The organism is Devosia sp. MC532 (assembly GCF_016461625.1).
Classification (GTDB): domain Bacteria; phylum Pseudomonadota; class Alphaproteobacteria; order Rhizobiales; family Devosiaceae; genus Devosia.
This window is the reverse complement of sequence record NZ_JAEMNZ010000010.1, coordinates 104,274-116,314: the sequence shown is the minus strand read 5'-3', so window position 1 is coordinate 116,314 and position 12,041 is coordinate 104,274. Positions and strand designations below refer to the sequence as shown.

General features: G+C 58.3%; 10 protein-coding genes. 8 read left to right on the top strand and 2 right to left on the bottom strand.

Going from position 1 to position 12,041, the window contains the following annotated elements; all coding sequences use genetic code 11:
* Positions 1-130: 130 nt before the first annotated feature.
* Complete coding sequence (locus tag JHC09_RS13275; protein ID WP_169195674.1) at positions 131-1,090, top strand: glutathione S-transferase family protein; 960 nt, start codon at positions 131-133, stop codon at positions 1,088-1,090.
* A 21-nt stretch (positions 1,091-1,111) separates the two neighbouring features.
* On the opposite strand, the gene JHC09_RS13270 is transcribed toward JHC09_RS13275, so the two are convergent.
* Positions 1,112-1,585 (bottom strand): NUDIX domain-containing protein, encoded by a 474-nt coding sequence (locus JHC09_RS13270; RefSeq protein ID WP_248306013.1) that lies wholly within the window; start codon positions 1,583-1,585, stop codon positions 1,112-1,114.
* A gap of 45 nt (positions 1,586-1,630) precedes the next feature.
* Here JHC09_RS13270 and JHC09_RS13265 point away from each other — a divergent pair, with 45 nt between their 5' ends.
* From JHC09_RS13265 to JHC09_RS13245, 5 genes are all read left to right on the top strand, one after another.
* Positions 1,631-2,590 carry a metallophosphoesterase gene (locus JHC09_RS13265; protein WP_199532303.1) on the top strand — a complete coding sequence of 320 codons (960 nt, stop codon included), beginning with the start codon at positions 1,631-1,633 and terminating at the stop codon, positions 2,588-2,590.
* A 253-nt stretch (positions 2,591-2,843) separates the two neighbouring features.
* A complete protein-coding gene (locus JHC09_RS13260) occupies positions 2,844-3,158 on the top strand; it encodes a hypothetical protein (protein WP_199532302.1) in 315 nt (104 codons plus the stop codon).
* 92 nt (positions 3,159-3,250) lie between these two features.
* Positions 3,251-3,697, top strand: a complete 447-nt coding sequence (locus JHC09_RS13255; protein WP_199532301.1) for a DoxX family protein — start codon at positions 3,251-3,253, stop codon at positions 3,695-3,697.
* A gap of 194 nt (positions 3,698-3,891) precedes the next feature.
* A complete protein-coding gene (locus JHC09_RS13250) occupies positions 3,892-4,695 on the top strand; it encodes an aminoglycoside phosphotransferase family protein (protein WP_199532300.1) in 804 nt (267 codons plus the stop codon).
* A gap of 601 nt (positions 4,696-5,296) precedes the next feature.
* Positions 5,297-6,715: a hypothetical protein gene (locus JHC09_RS13245; RefSeq protein ID WP_199532299.1), complete on the top strand. Its 1,419-nt coding sequence runs from the start codon at positions 5,297-5,299 to the stop codon at positions 6,713-6,715.
* Between the two features lie 553 nt (positions 6,716-7,268).
* Here JHC09_RS13245 and JHC09_RS13240 read toward each other — a convergent pair.
* A complete protein-coding gene (locus JHC09_RS13240) occupies positions 7,269-7,745 on the bottom strand; it encodes an Lrp/AsnC family transcriptional regulator (RefSeq protein ID WP_199532298.1) in 477 nt (158 codons plus the stop codon).
* A gap of 113 nt (positions 7,746-7,858) precedes the next feature.
* Between JHC09_RS13240 and JHC09_RS13235 the strand changes: the two genes are divergently transcribed.
* Positions 7,859-10,222, top strand: a complete 2,364-nt coding sequence (locus tag JHC09_RS13235; protein ID WP_199532297.1) for a transketolase — start codon at positions 7,859-7,861, stop codon at positions 10,220-10,222.
* Between the two features lie 192 nt (positions 10,223-10,414).
* On the top strand, positions 10,415-12,013 hold the full coding sequence (locus JHC09_RS13230) for a peptide ABC transporter substrate-binding protein (RefSeq protein WP_199532296.1): 1,599 nt from the start codon (positions 10,415-10,417) through the stop codon (positions 12,011-12,013).
* Positions 12,014-12,041 lie beyond the last annotated feature (28 nt).

Below are 12,041 nucleotides of genomic sequence, written 5' to 3'. Positions count from 1 at the left end.
AATGCACAACAGTGCGTTGCCATTGCCTCCCCTTATCTCAGCCCCTCATTCCTCCTAACTTTGGGGCCACAGCAACCTCCACATCCCCTGCCTCATTGAGGACGTGCGATGGCGAACGAAAGGACGAACAATGGGACAGTTGATAGATGGCAAGTGGTCAACCCAGTGGTACGACACTTCCAAGACCGGCGGAAAGTTCGTCCGCTCGCAATCCGGCTTCCGTAATTGGGTCACCGCTGATGGCGCTCCCGGCCCGTCCGGCGAAGGGGGCTTTAAAGCCGAAGCAGGCCGCTATCACCTCTACGTCTCCCTCGCCTGCCCTTGGGCCCACCGCACGCTGATCTTCCGCAAGCTCAAAAACCTTGAAGATTTGATCCCGGTCCACATCGTCTCGCCCAAAATGCCAGACGAAACCGGCTGGTCATTCAAAACCGACGAAGGCTCGTCCGGCGACACGCTTTTAGGCAAAGACTTCCTCTGGCAGGTCTACGCTGCCGCCAAGCCGGACTACACCGGCCGCGTCACCGTTCCAGTTTTGTGGGACACAAAAACCAATTCCATCGTCTCGAACGAAAGCAGCGAAATCATTCGCATGTTCAACTCGGCCTTTAACGAGCTGACCGGCAATGAGGACGATTATTACCCCGAAGCCCTGCGCGCTGACATCGATGCGGTCAACGCCCGCATTTATGACGAGGTCAACAACGGCGTCTACAAGGCTGGCTTTGCCACGACTCAGCCCGCTTACGAAGAAGCGGTAGCAAAACTCTTTGCAGCCCTCGATTGGCTAGAAGGCCTGCTCGGCGAAACCTCATACCTCACCGGCGATACCATCACCGAAGCCGATTGGCGTCTCTTCACCACGCTCGTACGCTTTGATGCGGTCTATGTCGGTCACTTCAAATGCAACATCCGCCGCATCGCCGACTACCCCAACCTCTCGCACTATTTAAAGGCGCTCTACGAGGTCCCGGGCATCAAGGAAACGGTCGACCTCGACCACATCAAAACGCACTATTATTGGAGCCACATCACCATCAACCCAACCCGCGTCGTGCCGGTCGGGCCAGATCTGGAATTCCTGCGTTAAACGTAAAATTCGGCGTGGGGCTTAATAGCCCCACACTTTCCGCTTTTCGACGCCGTCAAAATACTCGTCGATCCGCTGCGAAGTTGCCGGAGACACCCCATTTGGCAGCTGCCGACGGTCAAACCAACCGATCTCTGCAATCTCCCGATCCGGCTTGCGCTCGAATTCGTGGCTGAATTTTTTGCAGACGAAGAAGGCGACGTGGTCCCGGTTCGTCACCGGACTGGAATTATGGTAAAGACCAAATAACTCCATCGGGCCCTCGACTCGATAGCCTGTTTCTTCCAAAGCCTCGCGCACTCCGGCCTCTTCAAAAGTCTCGCCGGGGTCGACGCCACCGCCCGGAAATTGCCAACCCGGCACGTAAGTATGCTTAATTAGCAAGACCTTATCGCCATCGACCAGCATAACGCGGGTGCCGACAGTCATGCGGAGCATAAAGCCTTTTACGGTTAGAAAGATGCGCGCAATCATGCGCTGTCGGCCATTCATCATCGGCTTAGCTCCAATACTTGCCCCATCGCTAGCAGAGCTTTGCGCGTGACAAAATCGTGTGGAAGCACGATTGAACATTTTCTTGGCCGCTTCATTCTGGCACAACCCCTCTCGATGATCACACTCGCCCACATTTCAGACATCCATCTCTCGCCGCTTCCAGAAGTGGCACCGCGTGACCTTTTGGGCAAACGCCTGACGGGCTACCTGAACTGGAAGCTCAAGCGCCACGGTGAGATGAACACCGAAACCCTGCAGCGACTGGTTGCGCACATGCGCGAGCAAAACGCCGACTTTACGGCGGTCACTGGCGATATGACCAATCTGGCGTTGCCCTTCGAGGTCGAACGCGCTGGCCAGTGGCTACGCGAGTTGGGGTCTTCGGAAACCACGGCCGTCTGCCCCGGCAATCACGACGCCTATGTCCCCGGCGCGCTTGAGCACGCTCAGCGCGAATGGGGCGATTATCTCAAGGGCGAGACCATCGAAGGCCAAGCCTTCCCCTTCGTCCGCCGTGTTGGCGACGTCGCCATCATCTCCTGCTCCAGCGCCGTCCCCACCGCGCCGTTCTTGGCCGTCGGCAAGTTTGACGATATGCAGGCCGCGCGTCTGTCGCGCCTTCTCAAAATTCTCGGCGATGCGGGTTACTTCCGCGTGGTGATGATCCACCACCCGCCCGTCCAAGCGCTTCAGCACCCAAGCTTTGGTTTAAAGGGCCACCGCAGCTTCCGCCGCATCATCGAGCAGGAAGGCGCGGAAATGGTCCTCCACGGCCACACCCACCGCTCCTCCATCCACCACATTCCCGGCAAGGGACATGAGGTTCCGGTCATCGGCGTCGCCGCCGCCAGCGCCGCCCAAGGCGGCACGCTCGACGATCCAGCCCGCTATAATCTCTTCCGCATCGAGAAAGCGGGCGAGACGTGGCAATGCACCATGCGCGAATACGGCTTCCAGCGCATCGGCACGGAAATCGTCATGCGCATGCAAATGCGGATCTACTAAGAGGCCCAGCCCCCGCCCTAGGGTAAGAGCTCCTCTCCCCCGCCTCGCGCGAGCACTCCCTTCCCCTCCCCCACCTCGGGCAAGAACCCCTCTTCCCCTCCCCCGTCTCCGGGGGAGGCCGGGTGGGGGCCTTACCACCTCACCTCACCCCACCGCCCCTCCCCACCCCGTCAGCCCCTAAGCAACGAGAGCTAACAACCTTGTGTAGCTCCGCCAGTTGCTCCCCTTCTCCGTGGCCCGTACAAGGCCAGCAATGATTTTTCGTGTTCTCGTCATAGTTCTGGTGGTCGTTGGCCTGGTGTTCCCCGCGAACGCCCAGCCGAGTGGTTCAGCGACCTGTTTACGCCTGATGCTTGACGCTACGACCACACACGAGATTTCGGGCGCGTGCACGCCCTTGCAAATCCCCAGCGAGACCTGCTGCTCCAGCAAGGCAATCGCGACCAGCTCTGCACTGCTCGCAGCGCCGAAACCAGTCGCAGCACTGCCCTTCGCCGCCAGAGAATTTTTCGTGGCAACCGGCATTGATCGCGGCATAGACCGCCCACCAAAACCTTTCCTGAGTTAGCGCCCGCAGGCGCCTTCATCACCAAAATTTACGGACGCAATCCTTGTCCCCTACGGACGAGAACTTGCGCGCTGACACCGGAAAGAACTCCCATGTCGAATACCCACGCCCCTATTCCCGAGCGCATTCCTGCCCTCACGCCAATTTACACGCGCCTTCACACCCTTGCTGAAACGCTGATGCGCGTCATCTGCGGTCTCATTCTCACGGTCCATGGCTACCCCAAGATCATGGACCCATTCCGGGCCGTACCTATGGTCGAAGGGCTCGGGTTCTACCCCGGCGTCTTCTGGGCGCCTCTGCTTGCCGCCACCGAGTTTTTCGGCGGCATCCTGCTGGCCTTGGGTCTGTTCACGCGCCCTGTCGCAATCGCTGCTAGCGTAATCTTGTTGGTCACGGTTTATGCCCACTGGATCCCTATGGGACAGGGCTACTCTGGCGCTGAAAAGTCCATCCTCTGGCTCGGCATGAGCATCTTCTTTGCCATTCGCGGATCGAACGCCCATTCGATTGACGCCAAGCTCGGGCGTCAATTCTAACGCTCACGACAATGATCCGGCGCAGCCCCCTGTGCCGGATCACACTGGCAAGACGCCCCACCACCGGCTGTCACCCGTCACGGGCAAAAGCACCCCTTCTCCTCCCCCACCTGCGGGGGAGGCCGGGTGGGGGCCACCCGCATGCGCCCTCCAACACCCCTTGCCGCCTCCGCACAATCCGCCATAGTTCTTGCATGGCAAAAAGCACTTCGGACGGCGAAGTATCCCTCGTGGGCGGCAGATCGACGGTAACGCGCAAAGGCAGCACTGTCTTCCGACGCGCCGCGCCGTGGTCCAAAACCACAATTGCCTTGCTCCGCCATCTCGAAGCCGAAGGGTTTGCCCACGCCCCGCGCGCCATTGGCTCAGGCTTTGACGTAACCGGCCGCGAAATGCTGACCTATGTCGAAGGCGAGAGCCCTCACCCCTATCCATGGGATGATGACGCCCTGCCTGGCCTCGGCGCCGTTCTGCGAAAACTCCATCGCGCGACCAGAAGTTTCGTGCCCCCGCACGACGCACTCTGGCGTCCATGGTTTGGCCGTTCACTTGGCCAACCCACCGCCATCGGCCATTGCGACACCGGCGCGTGGAACATCATCGCCGTCAATCGCAAGCCGATTGCACTCATCGATTGGGAAGAAGCGGGCCCCGTCGACCCGCTGATCGAGCTGGCGCAAGCCTGTTGGCTCAACGCACTCCTGTTTGACGACGATCTCGCCGAAAAACTCGGCCTTGGCAGCATCGAAAGCCGCGCTCGCCAAGTCAGGCTTCTGCTCGATGGCTACGAGCTCCCCCAGAGCCAGCGCATCGGCTTCATGGCCAAGGTCCGCGATTTCGCCGTGCTCAACGCAGCCAACGAGATCATCGCCAATCCCGACCAAGCCGAAGCCGACCCCAAATCGCTCCTCGAAGCCCTCATCTGGCGCAGCCGCAGCGCCGCCTGGCTCACCCGCCACCACGACACCCTCGACCGCATCGTCACCGCGCGGGTTTAACCATCAAAGCGCACACAAAGCGCCGATACCTCGCAGCGCCGCTCAACTCTCTTGGCGAAGCCCCAAGTCCCCACCCACAAGTCTCCGGGTGAAAGAACCCCTCTTCGGCCCTGCCGTCTCCGGGGGAGGTCTAGTGGGGGCATTAACGCACGTCCGCAGCCCCCCCCACACCGCATACGCTCTCACCGCCGCGAAACCTCCCGCTCCACCGTCATCCCCGGGCCTGTCCCGGGGATCCAGTAAATTGCGCCACTGCAGTGACGTCTGAATTGGGATGGAAAGGAGATGGGTAAGTTATGGTTGGACCTAACGAAAGTCTTATAAAAGTCGGCGCACAGGCCAAAACGAAATTGGCGTGGGCTTTGACAATACCAAACCAATCCAGCGACTACTCATAAGCTAGTCATATTCAGGTCAAACCTTCATGAGCGAGCCATTTAGGGATCACACCCTAGTGCCGCACTGTGTCGAGTTCTATCATCCGGAGAAAGCACAAAATTAATTAACTACAATGCATATCCAACATACTATCGCACATCTATAAGTTAACTTTCCCGCCAGAATTTCTGACGGGCATTAGTTTCTGAGGGGGGGGGCAGGATTGATTGCCGAGTTCTTTGGCTGGGTGTTTAACGAAGATGGCACCGCAAACGTCAGGTGCAGACTCTCTGGATCGCTCCCGCTTCCTGCTGAAAGCGTCGCCGTTCATGTCACGCAGGTAACCGAGCTTAGAGACGAGTGGGTAATGTCTGTTTCCGCATCGGTGGACATCCGCGCTGGAGAAGAGTTTGAAGCAAGTTTTGCAGGTCTTCCTCACGGACTCTACGAGATTTCCGAATGTACAGCTCAGGTTGTGGGACAACGGCTCCAGAAGCAGCACATTCAAGTATCTGGCGATGTCTGCTTTCAGTTTCCAATGTCCGGTTCTTCTGCACATGCAAAGAATATGGTGCGAGATATGCGCGCACAAAGAACTCTGCATCACAGAGCCACGCTCACTACGCCGACTGCAGCGACGTCTAGTGGAAGCCACTTCGAGATGGTGATATTCTACATCGACGCAGAGGTAGGAGGTTTGCAAAATCTTCGGGGTGTCTCCATCGTCCCCCTCAACGAGCGAGGGGACATCCGAAATTTAGCACAATCTTGTGCTCGATATGTCCAAGCCGCCACCGGCTTGCCGGTCGAACCGAACCCACTGATGCTCGAAGACTATCAGCGAGACAATCCGATTTTCGCAGTACACATCCATGATGTCTTTGCGAGAGATCAAGGAGATGCAATTTCGTTTGCTCGAAGTTATGCCAACGACTTCGCGACGATGGTGGCCTTCGAAAGAGGCGAGAGACCCCGCCCAGCTATGATGTTCCTTCGAGATCAGCATGGCTACTCTTTATTTCCGCTATTTCCGAGGCCCAACCGCAACATGATCAGGCCTATGGCAAATACTCACGCGCATATGCTTGAACTCTACCAGCCAAACCTGCTGCGCTCTCCATCAGCCCGTCTCGTTGCGGAGCTTTTCACTCAGGCATTAGCAGAGACGGATCACGGTTTCAGGATGTTCCGTTACTGGTCGATTTTGGAGACGGTGGCAGTGCGCCATATTGCGGAAAACGTCAAGGTCGCCCTACTCGATGGTTCCCCGATACTGAATGGCAAACAGCTACAGCGAAATACCGGTGAGAAGTCGGCAAGAGTATACCAGTATTTGCGCACAGTGCTGGAGCTGCCACCACAATCTCTGGCTACAAAGTGGTCAGATGGCCGTTCTGTCAATCTGGAGGGTAGCAGGTTACCAATCCAGGACACCGAAACGACAAAAACCGTCTCCCTTTGGGCACAAGTCACCGCATTCTACAAAGTGAGGAATGATGTTGCTCACGGCGGCGCATTCGACATCTCGACGGCTCAGTCCGATCCTGCCCAAGAGCTTATCGCTTTTATGTTCAAGTCAGCGCCATCCGTACTAGAGGATTTCGCAAGAGCGGCTACACTGAGCGAGATCAATCTCGCCTGAGCTTTATGGCGAATTGATGCTGCGCGATGCCTCGCGATTTCGCTTGCCCAGGTCGGCGGCTCAAGCCGTTAGGCATGCCACATGCAAAAAATGGGCGGTAACATACCGCCATATGGCCACTTTTGATACATCGCCGACATTGACGCCGCTCGTCAATATGCCTGTACTGAGGAGTGCCTTTGCCGTGGATTGGACGTCCTAGATGGGGCGGTATTTGCCACGCCCCGTTCGCCCCCACCGCCCGTCACCCTCGGCCTTGAGCCGAGGGCTCTGCACTTTGCGATTTCAGCATAGGCCGCTCAGCGTCGAGCAACCCGTCCCACTCAGCCCGATCCGAAAACAAAAGTCCCCGGTCCAAAAACCGCGCTCATCATAGGGGCCCCTCCCTTCCCTCACCGACGAGCGCCTCTCGCGCACAAAAAAACTCCGCCCTTGGCGGTACAGTTCTTTTCGCCTTTTTGCTCCCGTTTCGCGCCCCTTTAGGCCACGCCCGTGCCCATCCACGTGCCCATAGATGCCGGCACAATGCCCATGATGTGCCAATTGAGGCCCATCAAATGGGCAGCACGCGCGAGCTCTTCACCGCACCCAGCGAAAAGCTGCTCTCGATCGAGGCGACGCCATCGAGTTGGGTGAGGCGTTTTCGCAAAAACGTCTCGTAAGCTTCCAGATCGGCGCAGACGACGCGCATCAGGAAATCGAACTGTCCCGTCATCAAATAGCAGTCCATCACCTCGGGCCAGCGGCTGATGGCAGCGCTGAAATCGTCGAGGTTTTGGGCGCGCTGGCGTTCTAACTTGATGGAAATAAACACAGAAACTGGAAGCCCCACGGCCTTGGGGTCGATGCTCGCGCCATAGCCGGAGATGATCCCAGTCTCCTCCAGCTGGCGCACCCGTCGCAAACAGGGCGACGGCGATATCCCGACTTTTTCTGATAGCGCTTGAACCGTAATGCGCCCATCCTCCTGCAACGCACGCAAGATTTTGTGGTCGATTGGATCGATCTCTCGTTTGGCGAATTCTGCCAAGACTATCTCCAAAACTTACGACTTCCTGCGCAAACAATCGCCCCAGAGAGCGAGATAGGCAGGAACCGTCCCTGAACACAGCATAATGTCAGACATTATGGGAGGACAAGCCGATGACAACACCAACTGATCGCATTGCGGCCATTGAAGCGCTGAACAAAAAATCGCTCTGGCTGGCCAGTTGGATGGTCCACCACGCCAATCACATCCGCCCCAATGTCGATGGCGTCAAAGTCGGCGGCCATCAGGCCAGTTCCGCCTCTATGGCGATGTTGCTGTCCACGCTCTATTTTGGCGTGTTAAAGCCTGAAGATCGGGTCGCGGTGAAGCCCCACGCCGCCCCGATCTTCCACGCCATCCAATATTTGATGGGTCGACAGGACAGACAAAAGCTCATTGATTTCAGAGCCTTCGGCGGCGCGCAGTCCTATCCATCGCGCACCAAAGACACGGACGACGTTGATTTTTCGACCGGCTCCGTCGGCCTCGGCGTCGCCTTCACCGCCTTTGCTTCACTGGTACAAGATTATGTTCGGGCCAAGTCTTGGGCCAAGACCGACAGACCCGAAGGCCGCATGATCGCGCTGGCCGGGGACGCCGAACTCGACGAAGGCAATATCTACGAATGCCTTCTCGAAGGCTGGAAACATGGCCTCCGCAATTGCTGGTGGATCATCGATTACAACCGCCAAAGCCTTGATGGTGTTGTCCGCGAAGGGCTTTACGACCGCATCGAAGCCATCTTCCAGGCCTTCGGCTGGACCGTCGTTACGCTGAAATACGGCGCCCTCCAGCGCGCCGCCTTTGCCGAACCCGGCGGCGATAAGCTCAAGTCCTGGATCGATAATTGCCCCAATGATCTCTATTCGGCGCTGATGTTCCGGGGCGGCGCGGCTTGGCGCGAGCGCCTCACCGATGCCATCGGCGATCAGGGCGAAGTCTCCGCCCTTCTCGCTCGCCGTTCTGATGCTGAGCTTGCCGAACTCATGGCCAATCTCGGCGGCCACTGCGCTGAGAGCTTGCTCGAGCAATTCAACGCCGCAGGCTCGGATACCCCCACCGTGTTCATCGCCTATACGGTGAAGGGTTGGGGCACGCCGCTCGCGGGGCATAAGGACAATCACGCCGGGCAGATGACGTCGGCCCAGATTGAGCAGCTCCGCGCTGCGCACAAAATCCGCGACGGGCATGAGTGGGACCGCTTTGAAGGCCTTGAAAATCCAGACAAACTCCAATCCTTCTTGGACGCAGTTCCCTTCAACACCAAGGCCTCACGCCGCCTCTCCTCGGCCGCAGTCCCAACCATTGGCCCCCAGTTCCTCGGCACAGGCGCGACCTCCACTCAAGCGGCCTTTGCCAAAATTCTCGACGCCTATGCGAAATCTGACAGCGCCTTGTCCGAACGCATTGTCACCACCTCGCCTGACGTCACCGTCTCCACTGGCCTTGGCGCTTGGGTCAACCGGCGCAATCTCTTTGCCCCCAAAGAGAAGGTCGACCTCTTCCAAAAAGAGGCCATCCCGTCGACGCAGAAATGGCGCTTCACCCCCTCAGGCCAACATATGGAACTCGGCATTGCCGAGATGAACCTCTTCCTCATGCTCGGCGCGGCAGGGCTCTCCCATTCGCTCTTTGGCGAACGCCTGCTCCCGGTCGGGACACTCTACGATCCGTTCATTTCGCGCGGCCTCGATGCGCTCAATTATGCCTGCTACCAAGACGCCCGCTTCCTGCTGGTCGCGACGCCCTCCGGCGTTTCCTTGGCGGGTGAAGGCGGCGCCCACCAGTCCATCGCCTCGCCACTGATCGGCATGGCGCAGGATGGGCTCGCCAGCTTTGAGCCAGCCTTTGCCGACGAGCTGGCGATCATCACCGATTGGGCTTTTGACTACATGCAACGCACGGGCGATGCTCGCCCTGACCTCGCAGATTGGCCGCGCGACGTCACCGGCGGCTCGGTCTATCTGCGCCTCTCAACCCGCACGCTCGAGCAGCCACCGCGCCCAGTTACACCAGCCCTCAGCGAAGGCATTATCCGCGGTGCCTATTGGCTCAATCCACCAACGCCGCAATGCGAGGTTGTGCTGGCCTATCAGGGCGTGCTGGCCAGCGACGCCATCGAAGCGGCGGCACGATTGGGCGGCGACCGACGCAATGTTGCCGTGCTCGCCATCACCTCCGCCGACCGCCTCAACGCGGGCTGGCAGGGCTCTGTGCGCGCCCGTATGCATGGCGACCACACCCCGAGCCATATCGAGCAGCTGCTGGCCCAAGTGCCCAATAAAATCGGCATCGTCACCGCGATTGACGCCCATCCAGCAACGCTCTCGTGGATCGGCAGCGTCTGTGGCCACCGCACCATAGCGCTCGGCGTCGAGCACTTTGGTCAAACCGGCACGGTTCAGGACCTTTACCGCCACTTCGGCATTTCATCCGACGATATTGTTCGTGCAGCAAAGCAGTTCGCCTCATTTTGAGGCGAACTGGCCAGGCAATAAACACGTCCCCTCTATTGCAATCGTTTCCTAGAAATACGCTTGTCAGCGTCGATTTCATTTGTCAGACATATGTCAATTGGTTCGTTTGGAAGGGACAGACGAACCAAGCACGAGCGCAAAGATGCGCCGGACTTCAGGGAACGACATCAAGCTTCGAGAAGGAGGGAGCTCATGCACATTCTACCGAAATTGGTAGGCGCACTGGCCGTCGCAACAGCGTTGATCATGCCGACCTTGGCCCAAACCACCATTGTGGCACCGGGCCAATCGACCACCGGCACCTACATGGACTACATGAAGACGGTCTATGACCGCGCCACCTTCGCTGAACTCCTGCAAATTCCGATCGCTACTTTCGATAAGGAATTTGAGCTTGTTCCGATGGCAGCGGAAAGCTGGAGCCAATCGGAGGATGGCCTCACCTGGACCTTCAAGCTGCGCCCCGGCCTCGTTTGGTCCGATGGTGAACCTCTGACCTCGGAAGACTTCGTCTTCTCGCTCCAGCGTGCAGCCAATTCGGGCTATGACTTTGCCTGGTATTGGGATTTTGCTGGCGGGATCAAGGGCTGGAAGGAAGTCACCGAAGGCGCAGATGCTTCCGAACTAGCCGTCAAAGCTGTCGATGATCTGACCATCGAGATCACCACCGTCGCGCCAAAACCCTATTTCCCATCCGTCACCAGCCTCTGGTATCCGGTGCCAAAGCACCAGCAGGATAAGTTCGGCGACGATTGGGCCCTCAATGTCGAAAACGTTGTGTCCTCCGGCCCGTTCTCCGTCGAGAGCTGGGAGAAGTCGAACAATTCTGTCGTCTTCGTAAAATCCCCGACCTACACCGGCCCATGGCAGGCACAGGTTGATCGCCTCGAAGTCGATCCGACCATTGGCGCGCCAGAAGTTGGCCTGCCGGCATTCCTTGCGGGCGATGCGGATTACACCTTCCTCAACACCGGACAGGTCCCTGTCGCTACCGCCACCAATCCTGACGGCATCCGCAAGAACGCCGTGTTCGCAACGTCCTACATTTCCTATGATTTGGACGCCGAACCCTTCAACAATGTCGACGTCCGCCGCGCCTTCTACCACGCCGTGGACCGTGCTGAGTTGACCTCAACCGTTCTCAAGGACATCGCCATCCCAGCCGGGTCGATCCTGCCCCCAGGCTATCCTGGCTACAATCCAGACGTCGTTGCGCAGGCAACCTTCGACCCCGAAAAGGCCAAAAAGCATCTCGCCGATGCAGGCTTCCCGAACGGCGAAGGCTTCCCCAATGTCGACATCTGGATCCGGGAAGAGGGCGGCTATAACGGCGCTATCGTTCCGGCTATGGCGCAGTACCTTCAGGCTGAATTGAAGGAACACCTCAACATCACGGCCTCAATCCGTCAGCTCCCCGGCGCTGAATGGATGGACGGCCTGCGTGGCAAGAAGAACAACATCTTCATCGCCCCGTATGAATACGACTATCTCGATCCGTCAAACTTCTACGGCATCTTCTACAATGGTGGCCGTCACGGCTACTTCGTGCCGGAATATGACGCGCTCGTCGCCAAGGCTGACGCCGAAAGCGACTGGGATACCCGCTACGATCTCTACGCTCAGGCCGAACAGGTCATGATCGATCAGGGTCTGATCGTGCCGCTGGTGCACCCGATTACCACTGCTGTGATCTCTGGCGATTTGGGCGGCGAAGCCTCGCAGCCAAACTCTCTTGGCTTCACCCCGCTTGACCGCCTTGGCCACTACTTCTTCACGCACCTGACGAAGTAATCCAGCAGCATCCTAGCGTCCCTTGGTT